This is a genomic window from Paracoccus xiamenensis (assembly GCF_011308835.1).
Taxonomy (GTDB): domain Bacteria; phylum Pseudomonadota; class Alphaproteobacteria; order Rhodobacterales; family Rhodobacteraceae; genus Paracoccus; species Paracoccus xiamenensis.
In genome coordinates this window covers 1,213,710-1,233,483 of the sequence record NZ_JAAOHY010000001.1, presented here as the reverse complement: position 1 = coordinate 1,233,483, position 19,774 = coordinate 1,213,710, and the positions used below count along the sequence as shown (strand labels likewise).

13 protein-coding genes and 1 pseudogene are annotated in these 19,774 nt (G+C 65.3%); all 14 read right to left on the bottom strand.

Annotated elements, in window-relative coordinates; all coding sequences use genetic code 11:
- Positions 1-4 precede the first annotated feature (4 nt).
- Complete coding sequence (locus tag G7044_RS06060; RefSeq protein WP_166326940.1) at positions 5-661, bottom strand: trimeric intracellular cation channel family protein; 657 nt, start codon at positions 659-661, stop codon at positions 5-7.
- A 62-nt stretch (positions 662-723) separates the two neighbouring features.
- Positions 724-3,279, bottom strand: coding sequence for a nitrate reductase (locus G7044_RS06055; protein ID WP_166326938.1), 2,556 nt, complete (start codon positions 3,277-3,279; stop codon positions 724-726).
- A 6-nt stretch (positions 3,280-3,285) separates the two neighbouring features.
- Entirely contained in the window at positions 3,286-4,137 is an 852-nt protein-coding gene (locus tag G7044_RS06050) for a formate/nitrite transporter family protein (RefSeq protein ID WP_166326936.1), read from the bottom strand.
- A gap of 12 nt (positions 4,138-4,149) precedes the next feature.
- Positions 4,150-4,485: a nitrite reductase small subunit NirD gene (nirD, locus tag G7044_RS06045; RefSeq protein WP_166326934.1), complete on the bottom strand. Its 336-nt coding sequence runs from the start codon at positions 4,483-4,485 to the stop codon at positions 4,150-4,152.
- Entirely contained in the window at positions 4,482-6,920 is a 2,439-nt protein-coding gene (gene nirB, locus G7044_RS06040; RefSeq protein ID WP_328803817.1) for a nitrite reductase large subunit NirB, read from the bottom strand. Before nirB ends, nirD begins: the two co-directional genes overlap by 4 nt.
- A pseudogene (locus G7044_RS06035) lies at positions 6,917-8,566 on the bottom strand (ABC transporter ATP-binding protein). The gene nirB and the pseudogene G7044_RS06035 overlap by 4 nt, the downstream one beginning before the upstream one ends.
- A gap of 3 nt (positions 8,567-8,569) precedes the next feature.
- On the bottom strand, positions 8,570-9,646 hold the full coding sequence (locus G7044_RS06030) for an ABC transporter permease (RefSeq protein ID WP_166326932.1): 1,077 nt from the start codon (positions 9,644-9,646) through the stop codon (positions 8,570-8,572).
- Between the two features lie 10 nt (positions 9,647-9,656).
- A complete protein-coding gene (locus G7044_RS06025; RefSeq protein WP_166326930.1) occupies positions 9,657-11,018 on the bottom strand; it encodes a CmpA/NrtA family ABC transporter substrate-binding protein in 1,362 nt (453 codons plus the stop codon).
- 223 nt (positions 11,019-11,241) lie between these two features.
- The gene (locus G7044_RS06020) at positions 11,242-12,393 is read right to left on the bottom strand and encodes a CmpA/NrtA family ABC transporter substrate-binding protein (protein WP_166326928.1); all 1,152 of its coding nucleotides are present in this window, start codon (positions 12,391-12,393) and stop codon (positions 11,242-11,244) included.
- Complete coding sequence (locus G7044_RS06015) at positions 12,390-12,974, bottom strand: ANTAR domain-containing response regulator (RefSeq protein WP_166326926.1); 585 nt, start codon at positions 12,972-12,974, stop codon at positions 12,390-12,392. Before G7044_RS06015 ends, G7044_RS06020 begins: the two co-directional genes overlap by 4 nt.
- Before the next feature lie 172 nt (positions 12,975-13,146).
- A complete protein-coding gene (locus G7044_RS06010; RefSeq protein WP_166326924.1) occupies positions 13,147-14,778 on the bottom strand; it encodes an alpha-D-glucose phosphate-specific phosphoglucomutase in 1,632 nt (543 codons plus the stop codon).
- The gene (glgX, locus tag G7044_RS06005; protein WP_166326922.1) at positions 14,775-16,871 is read right to left on the bottom strand and encodes a glycogen debranching protein GlgX; all 2,097 of its coding nucleotides are present in this window, start codon (positions 16,869-16,871) and stop codon (positions 14,775-14,777) included. Before glgX ends, G7044_RS06010 begins: the two co-directional genes overlap by 4 nt.
- A gap of 9 nt (positions 16,872-16,880) precedes the next feature.
- Positions 16,881-18,485: a glycogen synthase GlgA gene (gene glgA / locus G7044_RS06000; RefSeq protein ID WP_166326920.1), complete on the bottom strand. Its 1,605-nt coding sequence runs from the start codon at positions 18,483-18,485 to the stop codon at positions 16,881-16,883.
- Positions 18,482-19,750, bottom strand: a complete 1,269-nt coding sequence (glgC, locus tag G7044_RS05995; protein ID WP_166326918.1) for a glucose-1-phosphate adenylyltransferase — start codon at positions 19,748-19,750, stop codon at positions 18,482-18,484. The genes glgA and glgC overlap by 4 nt, the downstream gene beginning before the upstream one ends.
- Positions 19,751-19,774 lie beyond the last annotated feature (24 nt).

Sequence of the window (19,774 nt, the reverse complement as noted above, 5' to 3'; positions counted from 1 at the left end):
CGCGTCAGCCGAAATTGCGGGGCGGTCGGGGGCGATAGGCGGGCAGGGACCAGCCCCAGATCATCGCGCCCGCCCGCAGCACGAAAGTCGCCAACCCGCAGCCGATCAGTGCCATTGGGCGGGGCAGGCCCAGCCAGACCAGCAGCAGCCCCGCCAACGCACCGCCGAAGGCGGCGGTCAGGTAAAGCTCGGATCCTTTCAGGATCAGCGGCACCTCGTTGCCTACGACATCGCGGATCAGGCCGCCCATGCAGGCGGTAATCACCCCGCAGATCACCACGATGATCGGCCCGTAGCCGGTGGCGAAGGCGACGCCAACACCTGCCGGGACCGCCACGCCAAGCGCGATCGCGTCCAGCCATAGCAGCCAGCGATAGCGGCTTTCCAGAAAGGGTGCGGCCCAGTAGACGATGAAGGCCGCGACGGCGGCCGTCACGATCAGGCCGGGCCGCTCGACCCAGAAAACCGGGTCGCGGCCCAGCACCAGGTCGCGCAATGTCCCACCCCCGACAGCCGTCAGCGCCGCCATGAAGATGAAGCCGGTGATGTCCAACTGCTGCCGGCTGGCCACCAGTGCGCCCGTCAATGCGAAAACCAGAACCGAGCCATAGTCGAGCGCCCAGATATATGCGGCAAGCGTGGTGACGATATCGGGGTTCATCGGCGGGCTCCTGGTCGCGGTCCCGCCGGGCATTGCCAGATTTCGCCGCCTCGGGAAAGGGGTTAGACGGGGGCGGGTTGTGCCGTCGTGGCGTCCAGCAGCGCGCGCAGCTCTGGCTTGCAGGATCCGCAGCTGGTGCCGGCACCCAGCGATGCACCGATTTCCTCAACGCTGTTGCAGCGCCCTTCGCGGATGGCGGCGCAGATGGAATTGCGTCCGACTGCCATGCAGGCGCAGACGGTGGGGCCGGGATCGGGCCGGCCGGCGGCGGGCTGGCCGGTCAGGATCTCGGTCCCGGACTGGCCGATCATCTCGCAGACAGCTTGGCGCGACAGCGCGACGGGCTTTGGCGCACAGAACAGCGCCGCCACTACCTTGCCATCTTCCGACAGCGACAGCCGCCGCAGCCCGCGCGCCACGTCGGTCAGGACGGCAAGCTGCGCGTCTGGCAGGTCGAACAGGCTGCGGGCGAAGGCTTCCCAATCGGCGGGCGCGGCGGTGCCTGCCAGTTCGGCGCGCATGCCGCCCTCGATGCTGGCAGTCGCCCAATAGTCGCAATCGGGGGTGAAGGGCGTTGCGCTGGCGGCAAAGCCGAACCAGGCCGCGGGGAAAGGGTTCACCGTCACCTCGGCCCGTTTCAGCGCTGGCTGGCCCGAAACCGGATCCACGTCCGAGGGCACCAGCACACCGACCCGGCCCGAGGCGGAATTGCGGTCGGTCCAATGGATCGGCGTGAAGATCTGGCCGGGCTGGACACGGTCGGTGACCAGCACCCGCAGGATGGCTCCGCCATGGCGGTTCGTGACCCGGGCCAGGCCTGCCGGTTCCAGTCCCAGCCGTGCCGCGTCGTGGGGATGGATTTCGACGAACGGCTCGGCGATGTGGGTCGACAGGCGGGGCGCGCGACCGGTGCGGGTCATGCTGTGCCACTGGTCACGGATGCGACCGGTGTTCAGATGCAAAGTCCCCGTCTCGGCGCGCGGGGTGACCGGGATCATCCGGCCGCGCCCGTCCGCGGTGTGAAAGACGCCATCGCCGAAGAAACGCCCGTCGGAACGGTTGCCCCAAACGATCGGCGCGTTGTCGTCGAGTTCCGAGATGTCGAAATCTGAACCCAATCGCCCGGCGAGGCCGGACAGTGCCTTGAACTCGGCGAAGACTGCATCTGCGTTGCGCCAGCCGAAGCCGGCGAAACCCATACGCTGCGCGACGCCCGCGATGATCTGCCAGTCGGGGCGCGACTGCCCTAGCGGCGGCAGGAAGGCCTGCTGGCGGCTGATGCGGCGCTCGGAATTGGTGACGTGGCCCGTGCGTTCGCCCCATGGGGCTGCGGGCAGGACGACATCAGCGCGCTGCGTGGTGCCTGTTTCCACCATGTCGCTGGCGACCAGAAATTCGCAGCCCTCCAGTGCGCGGGCGACGCGGTCGGCCTCGGGCATGGAAACGGTCGGATTGGTGCCGATCACCCACAGCGCCTTGATACGCCCGGCACCGACCGCGTCGAACAGATCCACCGCCTTCAGGCCCGGCATGGCGGCCATTCGGGGGCTGTTCCAGAAGCCCTGAACGGCGTCTCGATGGGCAGGATTGTCCAGCGACAGATGGCAGGCGAGCATGTTGGACAGGCCCCCGACCTCGCGCCCGCCCATCGCGTTCGGCTGGCCGGTCACGCTGAACGGGCCCATGCCGGGACGCCCGATGCGCCCGGTGGCAAGGTGGCAATTCGTGATCGCATTCACCTTGTCGGTGCCGCTGTCGGATTGGTTGATGCCTTGGGAGTAGATGGTGACGACCCGTTCGGTGCTGCACCAAAGCTCGATGAACGCCGAAAGGTCGGTACCGCAATCGGTGCTGCCGGCGCGGGCCGCGGCGACGGCGTCCTCATACCGGGCGACCCGGTCCTTCCAGACCGACAATCCACGCGCGTCGAGTTCCAGCAGCACCGCGTTCCACAGCGCCGCATCGGTCCCCGGCCGGATCGGCAGATGCAGGTCGGCCAGATCGCAGGTCGCGGTCCGGCGCGGGTCGATGACGACGACCCGCATCGAAGGCCGTGCCTGTTTCGCTGCCACAAGCCGCTGATACAGCACCGGATGGCACCACGCGAGGTTGGAGCCGACCAGCACCACCAGATCGGCAAGTTCCAGATCCTCGTACAGCCCCGGCACGGTGTCCGACCCGAAGGCCCGGAGATGCCCGGCAACCGACGAGGCCATGCAGAGCCGTGAATTGGTGTCGATATTGGCGCTGCCGATATAGCCTTTCATCAGCTTGTTGGCGGCATAGTAATCCTCGGTCAGCATCTGGCCCGAGCCGTAGATGGCGACGGAATCCGGGCCGTAATCGGCGATGGTCTCGGTAAATCGGCTGGCGATCAGGTCAAGTGCGCCGTCCCAATCCGCGGCCTTGCCGCCGATAACCGGTGTCAGCAAGCGGCCTTCCGCCCCCAGCGTTTCGGCAAGCGCGCTGCCCTTGGAACAGAGCCTGCCGAAATTCGCCGGATGATCCGGGTCGCCCGAGACGGTGATGCCGTCCGGCCCGGGTGAGACCATAACCCCGCAGCCGACCCCGCAATAGGGGCAGGTGGTCCGGATCGGCGGGATGCTGGTATCTTTCATCGATGCTTACTCGGCAGGGACGGCGATGGCAGGGGTTTCCTGCGGCGCCGCGTCGCGGCGGTCGGGGGCGGTCTTGTAATGGGTGGCGTAGATCATCGCGCCGACGAAGGTCAGCCCGCCCACCAGATTGCCCAGCACGGTCGGGATCTCGTTCCAGATCAGGTAGTCCATAATGGTGAACTCGCCCCCCAGCATCAGGCCCGAGGGGAACAGGAACATGTTCACGATGGAATGTTCGAACCCCATGTAGAAGAACACCGTGATCGGCATCCACATGGCGATGACCTTGCCGGATACGCTGGTCGACATCATCGCGCCGATGACCCCGGTCGAGACCATCCAGTTGCACATCACCGCGCGCACGAACAGCGTCAGCATCCCCGCCGCGCCATGCGCCGCATAGCCGAGCGTTCGGCCCTCGCCGATATGGCCGATCTTCTGGCCGACCTCGTTCGGGGCTTCCGAAAAGCCGAAGGTGACGATGATCGCCATGAACAGCGCAACCGTCATCGCGCCAAGGAAATTGCCGGTAAAGACCAGTCCCCAGTTGCGCAGCACGCCGTTCACCGTGACACCACGGCGCTTGTCCAGCAGCGCAAGGGGGACGAGGGTAAAGACCCCGGTCAGCAAATCGAAACCCATCAGATACAACATACAAAAGCCGACCGGGAACAGCAGCGCCCCGATCAACGGGTCGCCGGTGTTGACGGTGACGGTGACCGCGAAGGCCGCCGCAAGTGCAAGGATCGCGCCGGCCATATAGGCGCGGATGATCGTGTCGCGGGTGGACATGAAGACCTTGGCTTCGCCCGCGTCGATCATCTTGGTGGCGAAGTCTTTCGGGGTGACGTAGGACATGGTTCGCTCCTTTCAGGCGGCGTGACGACGGGCGATGATTTCGGATCCGACCAGCACGCGGCCGTTTTCAATCTTGGCAGGATAGGTGGCGACGCTGCCGTCATCCGCGCCCTGTGCGATGCCGGTGTTCAGGTCGAACACCCAGTTGTGCAGCGGGCAGGTGATGGTGTGACCGGCGACGATGCCTTCGGACAGCGGCCCGCCCTTGTGGGGGCAGCGGTCATCCAGCGCGAAAACGCGGTCGTCATGAGTGCGAAACAGCGCCACGCAGCCGGTGCGGGTGCGGATCAGCCGCGCGCCCTGCTGGGGAATGTCGTCCAGTGCCGCGATGTCGATCCAGTTGGTCATTCTGCTGCCTCCAGTCGGCAATCGGCCAGCGGCGAGAATTCGTCGCGGGCACCGGGTTTCGCATGTTCGGCCCAGGGATCTTTCCGATAGACCGACTGGCTGAGTTCAAAGCGTTCATTCAGCGCCTGGCGGTTTTCGGGGTCTGACAGGTGGTCCTTGACCCAGTCGAGCCCCACCCGCGCCGTCCATTTCCAAGCCCGGTCCAGATAGCGCGCATTCTCGCGATAAAGCTGGATGAAGGCGGCGGTCCATTCGACGGCCTCGTCTTCGGTGGGGACGGTGACGAGGGCTTCGGTTTCCTTGACCTCCATCCCCGCCGCACCCGACACGCTGATCTGATAGCCGCTATCGACGCAGACGATGCCCACATCCTTGCAGGTGGCCTCGGCGCAGTTGCGTGGGCAGCCGGAGACACCCAGCTTGACCTTGTGCGGTGTCCATGACCCCCAGAGCAGTTTTTCCAGCCGGATGCCCAGACCCGTCGAGTCCTGCGTGCCGAAACGGCAGAACTCCGTCCCGACGCAGGTTTTGACCGTGCGCAGCCCTTTCGAATAGGCGTGGCCGCTGACCATGCCGGCGTCGTTCAGATCCGCCCACATGGCGGGCAGGTCCTCCTTGCGGACGCCCAGCAGGTCGATGCGCTGACCGCCGGTGACCTTGACCATGGGGACGTTGTATTTTTCCGCCGCGTCGGCGATGGCGCGCAGCTCGGCCGGGGTGGTGACGCCGCCCCACATGCGCGGCACGACCGAATAGGTGCCGTCCTTCTGGATATTGGCGTGGTTCCTTTCGTTCACGAACCGCGCCTGCCGGTCGTCGCGGTAGTCCAGCGGCCAATCGGCCAGCAGATAGAAGTTCAGCGCGGGGCGGCACTTCGCGCAGCCATCGGGCGTCGTCCAGCCGCATTCCTGCATGACGGCGGGCATGGATTTCAGCCCCTTGGCCTTGATCAGCCGGCGCACGTCCTCATGCGTCAGATCGGTGCAGCCGCACATGCAATCCTTGGTCTGGACCGCTCCGCCAAGGGTCAGGGCCATGACTTGGCTGACCAATCCGGTGCAGGTCCCGCAGGAGGCGCTTGCCTTGGTGGTCGCGCGCACCTTGTCGAGGCTGTCTGCCCCGCCTGCGACGGCTTCCATGATCTTGCCCTTGCAGACGCCGTTGCAGCCGCAGATTTCTGCGTCAGGCGGCAATGCTGCAACGGCCGCCATAGGGTCCACGGAGCCCCCGCCCTGAAAGGCCGGGCCGAAGATCAGCGTCTCGCGCATTGCGGAGACGTCGGTCTGGTCCTTGATAAGGCCGAAGAACCAGTTGCCGTCCGCCGTGTCGCCATACATCACCGCGCCGACCAGCCGGTCGCCCTCAAGGACGAGGCGTTTATAGATGCCCCGGCCCGGATCACGGAAAACGATATCCTCGCGCCCCTCGCCATCGGCGAAATCGCCGGCGCTGAACAGATCGCATCCGGTGACTTTCAGCTTGGTCGCGGTCTGGACCGGCTGGAAGGCTGAGGCCTGCCCCAGCAGTTCCGCCGCCAGCACCTTGGCCTGATCGTAAAGCGGCGCGACAAGGCCGAAAAGCTGCTTGTCATGTTCAACGCATTCGCCAAGCGCGTAGATCGAGGGATCGCTAGTTCGAAGCTGGTCATTCACGGTGATGCCGCGCTCGACCTCGATCCCGGCATCATTGGCAAGGCGAGTTTCGGGGCGGATGCCCACGGCCATGACCACCAGATCCGCGCCGTAAACGGTGCCATCTTCCAGCAGCACGGCCTCGGCCCGATCCTCACCCATGATCGCCTTGGTCGCGCCCTTGCAATGGACCTTGATGCCCCGCGCCTCCAGCGCCTTTTGCAGCAGATAACCGGCCGAGGGGTCCAGCTGGCGTTCCATCAGATGGCCCATGATATGGATCACGGTCACCTTCATGCCGCGCATCTGAAGACCGGCGGCGGCCTCAAGGCCCAGAAGCCCGCCGCCGATCACCACGGCCTCGGCGCCCGGTCTGGCCGCCGCGATCATGGTATTGGTGTCGTCAAGGTCGCGGTAAGCGATGACGCCCGGCAGATCGCGCCCGACGACCGGGATCATGAAGGGCGCGGACCCGGTGGCGATGACCAGCTTGTCATAGGGCAGATCGCCATGCTGGCCGGTCACCACCTTGGCCTTGCGGTCGATCTTGACGATATGCTCGCCGAAACGGGTGGTGATGCCACGTTCCGCATACCAGGCGTCATCGTGGGTGACGATTTCCTCATATGTCTTTTCGCCCGACAGCACCGGCGACAGCATGATGCGGTTATAGTTCCCGCGCGGTTCGGCGTTGAACAGGGTGATGTCATAGGGGGCCCCGGCGTCGGTCAGGACTTCGAGCATCCGGCCCGAGGCCATACCGGCGCCAATGACGACAAGGCGTTCCTTGGGTGCGGTCATCATGCAGCTTCCTTCTTGTGGCCGTGTTCGTATTCCTCAAGGAAACCGATGATTTCCTCGCGGTAGGCGTAGTAATCCGGGTGGCTCAGCAGCGCCTTGCGGGTGCGGGGGCGGGGCAGGTTCACTTCGGTGATCTTGCCGATGGTCGCCTGCGGGCCATTGGTCATCATCACGACGCGGTCGGCCAGCAGGATCGCCTCGTCCACGTCATGGGTGACGCAAACGGCGGTAACCTTGGTGCGGTCCCAGACCTCCATCAGCACCTCCTGCAATTCCCAGCGGGTCAGGCTGTCGAGCATCCCGAAAGGCTCATCCAGCAGCAGCAGTTTCGGCGACAGCGCGAAAGCCCGCGCGATGCCGACGCGCTGGCGCATGCCGTTCGACATCTCCGACGCGGATTTGTTCATCGCGTTCACAAGGCCCACGCGTTCCAGATAGTACTCGACCACATCCTGACGCTCGGCCCGGCTGGCGGTCGGATAGACGCGGTCGACGCCGATGGCGACATTTTCTCGCGCGGACAGCCAGGGGAACAGGTTGGGTGACTGGAAGACGACGGCGCGTTCCGGGTCCGCGCCTTCGACATAGGTGCCGTCCAGCACGATCGCGCCCTTGCTGATCGGATTGAGACCCGCAGCCATGGTCAGCACGGTCGATTTCCCGCAGCCGGAATGGCCGATCAGGCTGACGAATTCGCCTTTCCTCAGCTTCAGGTTCACATCCTCGACCACGGTCAGCGGGCCTTTCGGCGTCGGGTAGATCTTGTGCAGCTGCGAGAACTCCAGATAGCGCTCGTCATTGCGGGCGATCCCTGCCGAGGCCTTGGCATAGGCGCGGGGCAGCGCGTACAAAGGCGTGACATTCGGCAGGCTGCGGCGCTGTTACTCGGTGGCGTGCGCGCCTGCGGCGATCAGGTGGCCGGTCACTTCGGCCCGCAAGGCCTTGAAGGCCGGGTCGTGGTTCATCGCCGTGCGGCCGCGCGGGCGGGGCAGGGTGACGCGGAACTCTGCCCCCATGGTGCCATTGGGGTCGAGGCACAGGATGCGGTCGGCCAGCACGATGGCCTCATCCACGTCATTGGTAATCAGTACGACAGTCTTGCGGTCGGCTTCCCAGATCGCCTCGATCTCATCGGCCAGATTGCCGCGCGTCAGCGCATCCAGCGCCGAAAGCGGTTCGTCCAGCAGCAGGATTTCGGGGTCCATCGCAAGCGCGCGGGCGATGCCGACGCGCTGGCGCATCCCGCCGGACAGTTCCGCCGGGCGGCGGGTCGCGGCATGGGTCAGGCCGACCATTTTGATGTATTTCTGGACGCGCGCGGCGAGATCCTTCGCGGGCAGCTTCGGCATGGCGGACCGCACCGCCAGCGCGATATTGCTGGTCACCGTCAGCCAGGGCATCAGCGCATAGGACTGAAAGACCACGCCGCGCTCGGGCCCCGGCCCGGTGACGGGTTTGTCCCGGAAGGTCACGCTGCCCGCAGTGGGCTTTTCCAGCCCGGCCATCAGGTTGATCAGCGTGGTCTTGCCGGTGCCGGAAAAGCCCAGGATCGCCACGAACTCGCCGTCTTCCACCGCCAGGTCGATGCCGTTCAGGATGGTCTGGCTGCCGAAATCCTTGCGGATATTGCTCAGTTCAAGGACCGCCATGGCTTACCTCTTGTCCGAGAAGGTGATCAGGTTCTGGATCGCGAACATCATCCGATCCAGCAGGAAGCCGATGATGCCGATGGTCAGCACCGCGACCATGATCCGGGCGAGGCTGTCGGACGATCCGTTCTGGAATTCGTCCCAGACGAATTTGCCAAGGCCGGGGTTCTGGGCCAGCATTTCGGCGGCAATCAGCACCATCCAGCCCACACCCAGCGACAGGCGCAGCCCGGTGAAGATCAGGGGCAGGGCGGATGGCAGCACCAGACGGGTGACGCGCGCCCAAGGGCTCAGTTTCAGCACCTTGCCGACATTCACCAGATCCTTGTCGATCGAGGCCACGCCAAGCGAGGTATTGATCAGCGTCGGCCACAGCGAACACAGCGTGACGGTAATGGCCGAGATGATGAAGCTGCGCGACATGCCGCCGTCACCCGATGCCAGCGCCGACACCACCATGGTCACGATGGGCAGCCATGCCAGCGGGCTGACCGGCTTGAAGATCTGTACGAGCGGGTTGATCGCCGCATTGACGGTGGGCGACAAACCCGCCGCGATCCCAAGCGGCACGGCGACCAGAGTGGCCAGAACGAAGCCCATGAACACGGTTTTGATCGAGGTCCAGATCTGGTCGTAATAGGTCGGTCGGCCGGTATATTCACGGTTCTGGACCTTGTCGCGTTGCCCGTCCGCGATCAGCTTGGCGTTGCGTTCTTCCTGCCGTTCATAGAAGGCCACGCGCCTTTCGGCCTCGCGATCTGCGGCGGCGTCAAGCGCCACGGCCTGGCTCCAGACCTGTGCGGGGCCGGGGATGGTGCCGAGCGAGGTGTGGACCTTCGGCGCCAGCACCGCCCAGAGGCCAAGGAAGCACAGGATCGACAGGATCGGCACGAACAGCGTCTGCCACAGCAGCTTCATCTGCCCGCGCGGATCGTCGCCCGCGATGGCGCGCAGCAGCGGCGCCATGAAGGGCAGGCCGATCACCTTGAACCAGCCCTCGGCCTTGTTGATGCGGGTCAGGCGGCGGGTGCGCTTGGCCTCGCGGGCTTCGGCAAGCTGGCTGGGGTCGATGGCGGTCATGTCGCTCTCCTCAGCCCTGCACACCGGCGATGGTGACGGTGTCGTCACCCTTCAGGCCAATGGGCAGGCTTTGCAGGTAGTCGTTGGGTTTCCTGCCGTCATAGGAAATGCCGTCGATGAATTCGGCCGTGGCGGGCTTGAAGCCGTCGGTGTCCCAAGGGAAATCGGCCTCCTGCGCGTTGCCTTCGTCCACCAGCATCCGCGCGGCTTCCAGATAGACTTCCGGCTTGTAGACGGATTTCGCGGTTTCCAGATACCAGTCGTCGCTTTGCGCGGCGTCGATCTGGCCCCAGCGGCGCATTTGCGTCAGGGTCCAGATGGCGTCGGAATAGAAGGGATAGGTGGCGTTTTCGCGGAAGAAGATGTTGAAATCGGGCGCGTCGCGGACATCGCCCTTTTCATATTCGAAATGCCCGGTCATCGAATTGGCGATCACCGCCGCATCGGCGCCGACATATTCGGGGCGCGACAGGATCTCGACCGCTTCGGCGCGGTTGGCGCCATTGTCTGCGTCCAGCCATTCGGCGGCGCGGATCAGCGCCTTGGTCAGGGCAAGCACGGTCTGGGGGTTTTCTTCGGCGAACTGGGCGGTCAGGCCGAACACCTTTTCGGGGTTGTTCTTCCATATCTCACTATCGGTGATGACCGGGACGCCGATCCCCTTGAAAACGGCCTGCTGGTTCCACGGCTCGCCCACGGAATAGCCGTCGATGGTCCCCGCCTCCATGGTCGAGGGCATCTGAGGCGGCGGCGTGACCGAAATCAGCACGTCGGCGCCGGTCTGCCCGGTCGCGTCGCCCGGCGTATAGAAGCCGGGATTGATCCCGCCCGCCGCCAGCCAATAGCGCAGTTCGTAATTATGGGTCGAGACCGGGAAGACCATGCCCATGTTGAAGGGCTTGCCCTCGGCGCGGTAGCTGTCGATCACCGGGGTCAGCGCGGCGGCGCTGATCGGATGGGCGGGCTTGCCGTCCGCACCTGCCGGGATGTCCGCCCTCATCGCGTCCCACACCGCATTCGACACGGTGATCGCATTGCCGTTCAGATCCATCGAGAAGGGGGTGACGATATGGGCCTGCGTGCCGTAACCGATGGTCGCGGCCAGCGGTTGACCGGCCAGCATATGCGCGCCGTCCAATTCGCCCGAGATCACCCGGTCGAGCAGCACCTTCCAGTTCGCCTGCGGCTCCAGCACGACATAAAGCCCCTCATCCTCGAAGAAGTGCTTCTCATAGGCGATGGCCAGTGGCGCCATGTCCGTCAGCTTGATGAAGCCAAGCGTCAGGTCGGGTTTCTCGACATCCAGCATGTCGGCAAATGCCGGGCTGGTCAGGGCCGTGCTGGTCAGCAGGATCAGGGCGAAACGGGTCATGATCGGTCCTTCAAACGTGAAAAAGCCGCCGAAACACCTGACGCGCCTGGGGGGAGGAGCGCGACGGGGTTCGGCGGCTTTGCCGTGATGCCCGGACGTTCGGGCGGGTGGAGTAGAGCGGAACGACGTTGTTCCTGAGGTTCAGCCTGCGCTCGACCTGCCGGGTTGTCACCGCTTTTACAGGCCGATCATGCTGCGATGCAGCGCTATGCCCGAAATTTCATCATGCAGGCGCAGAAAGATCAAAAATGCGGCCATCGAAGAACGTGTTACGGCCAAGCGTCAGGGTGCCGCGATTCGCCCCGGCGGTGACCGGCGCGGGATTGGCGCCCTCGACCTTGGCCGAGGCGGCGGGCAAAACTGCATCGGTGCCGAGGTGCTGGCGAAACAGATCCGGCCGCCAGCAATCGGCGGCGGTCCCTGCCGCACTGGCGCCGTCAAGTCCGTGACGGCGCCCCAGGTGCCAGCCCAGCCAGGCCGCCTGTGACCGCCAGGGAAAATTCGCCGCGCCAGCATGAAAATTGACGAAATCGGGACTGTTGACGGTCGCGCCGCTGCGCGACAGTAGCAGATGGCCAGACAGGGCGCGCTCGATCATCTCGGGGTCGACATTCAGGGCATGGGCCAGCAGATCGGATGCGGCGGCGCGGGAATCGGGCTGTGCCAGCCAGCGGCAGGCGCGCCAGATCGCCCGAAGCAGCCGCCCTGCAAGATCGGGATGCGCCTCGGCCCAGCCTTGACGCAGGGCCAGGACCTTCTCGGGGGCCGCGCTCCAGATCGCGGTGCCGGGAAGGATCAGTTCTGCTGCCGCGCAATCGACTGCGACCGCACCCCAGGGTTCGCCCACGCAGAAGGCCTCGATCTCGCCCGAGATCAGGGCGTCTGCCATGCGCGCCGGGGGCACGGTGATCGCGGTCATGCCGGAACGATCGCCAAGCCAGAGGTGCAGCAACTCGGCCTGCATCGAGAAGGGAAACGGCACGCCCACGCGAAGGCCCGCGGGCCGGGCCCTGCGCAGGGCCGTGCGGGCCGCGATGGCGTCGCGGAAGTCGCTGTAAAACCCTTCATCGCGCATCGCCTGTGCCAGATCGGCCGAAACGCCGATAACCTGCCCGCCCAGCGACAGCACCATCGGCACATCGAAACTGACCGCTGCGCCACCAAGGCCAAGCCGCCCCGCGATGGGGACCGCCGACAGCATCTGAGCCGCCGCGATATGACCGCTGGCCAGCATGTCGCGCAGCAATGACCAGCTGCGGGTGGGGTGCAGGCGCAGATGCAGGCGCTCCTCGGCGGCAAAGCCCATCCGCTCGGCCAGGATCAGCGGCGCCGCATCCAGCAGCGGCACAAAGCCCAGGTGGATCTCGGCGGTCATTTCAGCACCTCGGCGGCGGTGACGATGGCGCGGGCGATCTCGGCGATCTTGCGACCCTTTTCCATCGCGCTGCGGCGCATCAGGGCATAGGCATCTTCCTCGGGGACATTGCGCGCGCGCATGACGATGCCCTTGGCGCGGTCGATCACCTTCCGGTCTTCCAACGCGGCGCGGGTGGCGTCCAACTCGGCCCGCACCTTCTGCAGCATGTTGAAACGCGCGATGGCGGCATCGACCACCGGAACCACCCGCGCCTGGGTCAGGCCGTCGACGACATAGGCGGCAACGCCCGCCTGGACCATGGCGCGGGTCAGGGCGCTGTCGGACTGGTTCACGAAGACTGCCACCGGGCGTTCCATCGGGCCCGAGGCCAGCGTCAGCTCTTCCATTTCATCGCGCGAGGCATTGTCGGCGTCGATCAGCACAAGGTCGGGATGCAGCGCGGCGATCCGACGGGCGAGGGACGGGCCGGGCGGCACGATGGCATAGTTCGCACCGGGCAAGTCCGCCAGCCCGTCGCAAATCGTGCGCGCGCGTTCGGCGTCGCTGTCGACGATGATGATGGAAAGGGTTGGGGCCATGCTGCGTCGCCTGCTGCCGTTTCCGGCAGGCTCGCTGCGCCGCGGCATGAGGTCAAGGTGACGCGGCGCGGGGTCATGTGGCGTCACCGAACTGACCGCCGGGCAGTCATTTTCAGGCCAGAAAGCCCAAAAGATTGGCAGCGCGCGAGGGCTTCTCGCGCGCTTTTTGCCGTCAGGTGGTGACGTCGGGCTTGTCGCGGCCGGTATGGTCGCGGATCTGGGCGATTTCCTCGGCCGCTTGCACGACCGGAGCAAGGGCTTCTTCCACCGGCAGGCTCAGCGCCCCGTCAACGGATTGATAGCGTTCCAGATAGACCCGCAGCGTCGCCCCTTCGGTGCCGGTGCCCGACAGACGCATCACGATGCGCGAGCCATCGGTGAAGGCGATACGGATCCCCTGATTTGCCGAGGTCGAGCCGTCGACCGGGTCCAGATAGGCGAAGTCGTCCGCGCTTTCGACGGTCAGCCCGGCGAAGCTTTGTCCCGGAAGTGTGGGCAGCAGCCCGCGCAGCCGGTCCACCAGCGCATTGGCGCGGTCGGTCGGCACGGCCTCGTAATCGTGGCGGGAATAGTAGTTGCGGCCATATTCGGACCAATGGGCCTGCATGATCTCGGCCACGGATTGCTTGCGCGCGGCCAGGATATTCAGCCACAGCAGCACGGCCCAAAGCCCATCCTTTTCACGCACGTGATCTGACCCGGTGCCGGCGGATTCCTCGCCGCACAGCGTTGCCCGGCCGTCATCCAGCAGGTTGCCGAAGAATTTCCAACCGGTCGGGGTCTCATAGCTGCCGATACCGGCCTTTTCTGCCACCAGATCAGCGGCGCGAGAGGTCGGCATGGACCGCGCCACGCCCGCCAGCCCGCGTGCATAGCCGGGCGCAAGCTGCGCATTCGCCGCCAGCACCGCAAGGCTGTCCGAGGGGGTGATATAGGCGCCGCGTCCGACGATCATGTTGCGGTCGCCATCGCCGTCGGATGCCGCGCCGAAATCCGGGGCGTCCGGGCCCATCATCAGTGCCATCAGATCTGCTGCCCATACCGGGTTGGGATCGGGGTGGCCACCGCCGAAATCCGGCAGCGGCACGGCGTTGACCACGCTGCCGGGCGCCGCACCCAAGCGCCGTTCCAGTATATCGGTCGCGTAGGGGCCGGTGACGGCGTGCATGGCGTCAAAACGCAGGGTGAAGCCCTGCGCCAGCATCGCGCGGATGGCGTCGAAATCGAACAGCGTTTCCATCAGGGCCGCGTAATCGGTAACGGGATCGACGACCTCGACCTCCATCTCGCCCAATGTGGCCGTGCCGGGTGTGGACAGGTCAACATCCTGCGATTCCAGAATGCGGTACTCGGTCAGTTCCTTGGTGCGAGCGAAGATGCGGTCAGTGACGGATTCGGGCGCCGGGCCGCCATTCGCGCCGTTGAATTTCAGGCCGAAATCCTCGTCCTCGCCGCCGGGGTTGTGGCTGGCCGACATGATGAAACCGCCATCCGCCCCGCGCACCCGGATCAGGTTGGATGCCGCCGGCGTTGACAGGATCGCACCCGTGCCGATGATGACCTTCGCTGCCCCCTGTGCCGCACACATGCGCAGGATCACCTGGGCTGCGCGGTCGTTGAAGAAGCGGCCATCGCCACCCAGCACCAGCGTCTTGCCGCTGACCCCGCCGATGGCGTCGATGATGGCTTGCACGAAATTTTCAAGATAGTGGCGCTGCATGAAGACGCGGGTCTTCTTGCGCAGGCCCGAGGTGCCGGGCTTCTGCCCCTCGATGGGGGTGGTGGGGACGGTGATGATCTTCATGCGCGGTCTCCCTCTGGCATGAACACGGCGATGGAATCGGCGGCGACCTGAGCCGCCGCGCCGGCTTCCGGTTGATCCTGCGTCAACGGCACGGCAGTGTCGAGAACCCGGATCCAGCGCCCCTTGGGCAATGGGGGCAGGACCATCTCGGCCGGCTGGCTGGCGCCATTGACGGCGATAAAGGCGGCATCGGTCGCGTCGATGGCGCGTTCGGGCGAATTGGCGCACATGCGGATTTCCAGCGCCAGCGTACGCAGGCCGGGGTTCTGCCAGTCCTGCGCAGTCGGTTCCGCCCCGCCCGGCAGGTGCCAGACCAGATCGCGACCGCCTTCGGGAATGGGCAACGAATGCAGGAAGCGGCGCTGATGCAGGACCGGATGGGCATGGCGCAGCGCGATCAGCCGAGCGGTGAAATCCGCCAATGGCTGGTCGGGGGCGTCCCAGCCGATCCAGCCGGTCGGGTTGTCCTGACAATAGGCGTTGTTGTTGCCGTCCTGGCTGTTGGCGATCTCGTCCCCGGCCAGCAGCATGGGCGTGCCTTGTGAAAGCATCATCGTGGCCAGCAGGTTGCGGCGACGCCGGGCGCGGGCGGCATTGATGGCGGGATCATCCGTCGGGCCTTCCACGCCCAGATTGTCCGAATAATTCTCGTTATGACCGTCCTGATTGCCCTCGTGATTGGGCAGGTTGTGCTTCTGGTTATAGCTGGTCAGGTCGGCCAGGGTGAAACCGTCATGCGCGGTGATAAAGTTCAGCGTGGCCTGCGGTGCGCGGCCAGAATGGTCGAAGATCGGGGCTGATCCGGTCATCCGCTCTGCCAACTCGGCGATATTGCCCTCGCCCCGCCAGAAGCGGCGGGTGCCGTCGCGGAAGCGGTCGTTCCATTCCAGAAACGGCGGTGGGAAGCTGCCCAGCTGATAGCCGCCCGGGCCGATATCCCAGGGCTCTGCGATCAGGCGAACATTGGCGAGAACCGGATCCTGACGCAGCGCCGACAGAAACCGGCCATCGCGGGCGAAGCCCGTGGGCTCGCGTCCCAGCACGGGGGCGAGGTCAAAGCGGAACCCGTCCACGCCCATCTGTTCGACCCAGTAGCGAAGCGAATCCAGGATCATGCGCAGCACCATCGGATGCGCGCAATCGACCGTATTCCCGGTGCCGGTATCGTTGACGTAATAGCGCGGATTATCCGCCGTCAGCCGGTAATAGCTGGCATTGTCCAGCCCCCGGAAGGACAGCGTCGGCCCCAGCTCGTTGCCCTCGGCGGTATGGTTATAGACCACGTCGAGGATCACCTCGATGCCGGCCTCATGCAGGCGGCTGACCATGTCGCGGAACTCCGAGGGCTCGCCAGTCATCATGTAACCGGGCTCAGGCGCGAAGAAGGCCAGCGTGTTATAGCCCCAGTAATTCGTCAGCCCCTTGCGCAGCAGAAAGGCCTCGTCCGCATGGGCCTGCACCGGCAGAAGTTCCAGCGTGGTGATGCCCAGCCGGGTCAGATGCGCGATCACCGCGTCGCTGGCCAGCCCCGCAAAGCGGCCCCGCAATTCAGGCGGAACGGCAGGATGGGCGGCGGTCAGGCCCTTGGGGTGGGCCTCATAGATGACCACCTGATCGCGGGCGACGCGGCGGCTGCGGGGCAGGGTGGGCAGGTCGGCGGTGACCACGCATTTCGGCATGAAGGGCGCAGAATCGCGGCTGTCGATCGACATGTCAACCTGCGGCTTGTGGCCTTCATATCCCAGTAAGACGTCGTTCTGGATCAGCTTGCCGGACAGGCGGCGGGCATAGGGGTCGATCAGCAGCTTGGCCGGGTTGAAGCGGTGGCCCAGTTGCGGCTCGTAAGGGCCGTGGGCGCGCAGACCGTAAAGCTGGCCGGGCTTCAGCCCCGGCACGAAGCCGTTCCAGATGTCGCCCAGCCGGTCGGGCAGGGTCAGGCGCTGGATCTCGTGGGTGCCATCATCGGAAAACAGACAGATCTCGATTTTTTCGGCATGGGCCGAGAAGACAGCGAAGTTCACGCCCTCCGCCATGGTGGTCGCGCCCAGCCGGTCGGCGGTGCCGGCGGTGATCGTATAAGTCTGGTCTTTCATAAGGTCTCGTCAGCGTCCGCTTAGCCTGTCGTAAAGCGCCGCGTATTCGCGGGCCGAGGCGTCCCACCCGACCGGGTGGCTCATCGCGCTCTGGATCATGCGCTGCCAGATATCCTGCCGGGCGTAAAGGGCGCACATCTTGCGGATGGCGCTGACCAGTTCCTCGGTGGTGACGGGGCCGAACTGGAAACCATTGGCCACGCCGACCCGTTCGGCGGCCAGATTGGCGTCGATAACGGAGTCGGCCAGCCCCCCGGTGCGCGCCACCAGCGGCAGCGTGCCGTAGGCCAGCCCATACATCTGCGTCAGCCCGCTGGGTTCAAAGCGTGAGGGCACCAGCACCACATCGGCCCCGGCGAACATGCGATGTGACAGCGCCTCGTCATAGCCGATACGTACGCCCACGCGGCCCGGATGGCTGGCGGCGGCGCGCAGAAAGCCATCCTGCAGGTCGTTTTCGCCCGTGCCCAGCACCGCCAGTTGCCCGCCGCCGGCGATCAGCGTCGGCAATGCGGCCAGTAGCAGGTCCAGCCCCTTCTGGCGGGTCAGCCGGCTGACGACGATGCACAGCGGCCCGCCTTCGGGGTCGAGGCCGAATTCCTCGCGCAGGGCGGCGGCACATGCGGCTTTGCCTGACAGGTTGCTCGCGCTGTAATTCGCCGCGATCAGAGGGTCGGTTTCCGGGTTCCAGACGGTGGTGTCGACGCCGTTCAGGATGCCGGACAGCGCGCCCGCGCGGCCCCGGATCACCCCTTCCAGACCAAAGCCGAAGGCGGGCGTGGTCAGTTCCTGCGCATAGGTGGGCGAAACGGTGGTGACCGCATCCGCCGCCACCAGCCCGGCCTTCAAGGCGCTGATCTGGCCCCAGTATTCAAAGCCGCCGGGGTTGAACCAGGAATGGGGGAGCCGCAATTCCTCGATCGCCGATGCCGGGGCGATGCCCTGAAAGGCGATGTTGTGGATGGTGATGGCCGAGGGCACGGCGCCATGCACCCAGATCGGCGCAAAGCCCGCCTGCCAGTCATGGGCATGCAGCACCGAGGGGATCCAGCCATCCGACAGTCCATCAAGCGCGATCTTGGCCGCAACCCAGCTGAGCGCGGCAAACCGGCGCGGATTGTCGGCCCAGTCGGCGCCGGCCTCGTCGTGATAGGGACCACCTGCGCGGTCGAACAGGTGCGGCGCGTCCAGCAGCAGCAGGTCCAGCCCGCCGGCCGTTCCCGCCAGCACCCGGCCCGAGCCGCCGTAAAGATCGGGGCTGGACCAGACCTCGACCGGGTTTTCCAGCTTTTCGACCAGCCCGCGATAGGCGGGGATCAGCGTGCGCAGCCGCCAGCCAAGGGGGGCCATGGCCCCGGGCAGGGCGCCCACCACATCGGCCAGCCCCCCGGTCTTGATCAGCGGCGCGCATTCCGAGGCGACCGACAGCACGTCGCCCAGATGCGGCAGAGGTTCCGGCGATTTGGCCTGCGCGGCGGGCTTGCCGGCAGGGGACTTCGCCGCTGCCTTGGAACCTGCCGAGGTGTTTTTCGCCACGCGCGTCTTGGCCGCCGGTTTGGCGGCGGCTTTGGCGGGTTTTGAAGCTTTTGCAGGTTTCGCCGGTTCCTCGGTCATTTTTGCGCGGCCCTCCGTTTCAGCATGTCCTGGGTGATCAGGGTCACCCCGTTCCCGGTGACGCGGAAGAATTTCGCATCCTCGGCCGGGTCTTCGCCCACGATCAGGCCCTCGGGGATATCAACCCCGCGGTCAATGACCACATTGGTCAGTTGCGCGTGCCGGCCGATATTGACGTAAGGCAGCGCAACCACAGATTTCAGCGAGGAATAGCTGTTCGCCTGCACACCTGTGAACAGCAGCGAATTGCGCACCTCGGAGCCAGAGATGATGCAGCCCCCCGAAACCATCGAACTGATCGCGTGGCCGCGCCGGTCCTCGTCGTCATGGATGAACTTTGCCGGTGGCGTGATCTCGCCATAGGTCCAGATCGGCCAGTCGCGGTCGTACAGGTCCAGCTCGGGAGAGAAATCGGTCAGGTCGATATTGGCCTTCCAGAAGGCGTCGATCGTCCCCACATCGCGCCAATAGGCCGGCGCATCGGGGCTGGAACGCACGCAGCTGTCGGTGAAGCGATGTGCCACAGCTTTGCCGTTCTTCACGATCTCGGGGATGATGTCATTGCCGAAATCATGGCTGGAATTCGCGTCAGCGGCGTCCTTCAACAGCAGCTCGCGCAGAAACTTCCAGTCAAAGACATAGATCCCCATCGAGGCCAGCGTCGAATTCGGATCGTCCGGCATGCCGGGGGGATCGGCGGGCTTTTCCAGGAAGGAAATGATCCGGCCGTCCTTATCGACGTCCATCACCCCGAAGGCCGAGGCCTCATTGCGCGGCACGGTAAGGCAGCCAATGGTCACGTCCGCGCCGCTATCGACATGCTGTTGCAGCATGATCTCGTAATCCATCTTGTAAATGTGATCGCCGGCCAGGATGATAATGTAATCAACGTGATAGCTGTCGATGATGGCAATGTTCTGGGCCACGGCATCGGCGGTGCCGCGATACCAGTTCTCCTCGTCCATCTGCTGGGAAGCGGGCAGGATATCCAGAAATTCGTTGCGTTCCGACCGGAAGAAGGACCAGCCACGGTTCAGGTGGCGGATCAGGCTGTGGGCCTTGTATTGCGTCGCCACCGCCATCTTGCGGATGCCAGAGTTCAACGCGTTCGACAGCGCAAAGTCGATGATCCGCGACTTGCCGCCAAAATAGACGGCAGGCTTGGCGCGGCGGTCGGTCAGTTCTTTCAGGCGTGATCCGCGGCCACCGGCAAGAACATAAGCCATGGCGCGGGATGACAGGCGGTTTGGGCGGTACAATGTCATGGGTCTCCTCCCCCACAAAGAAAC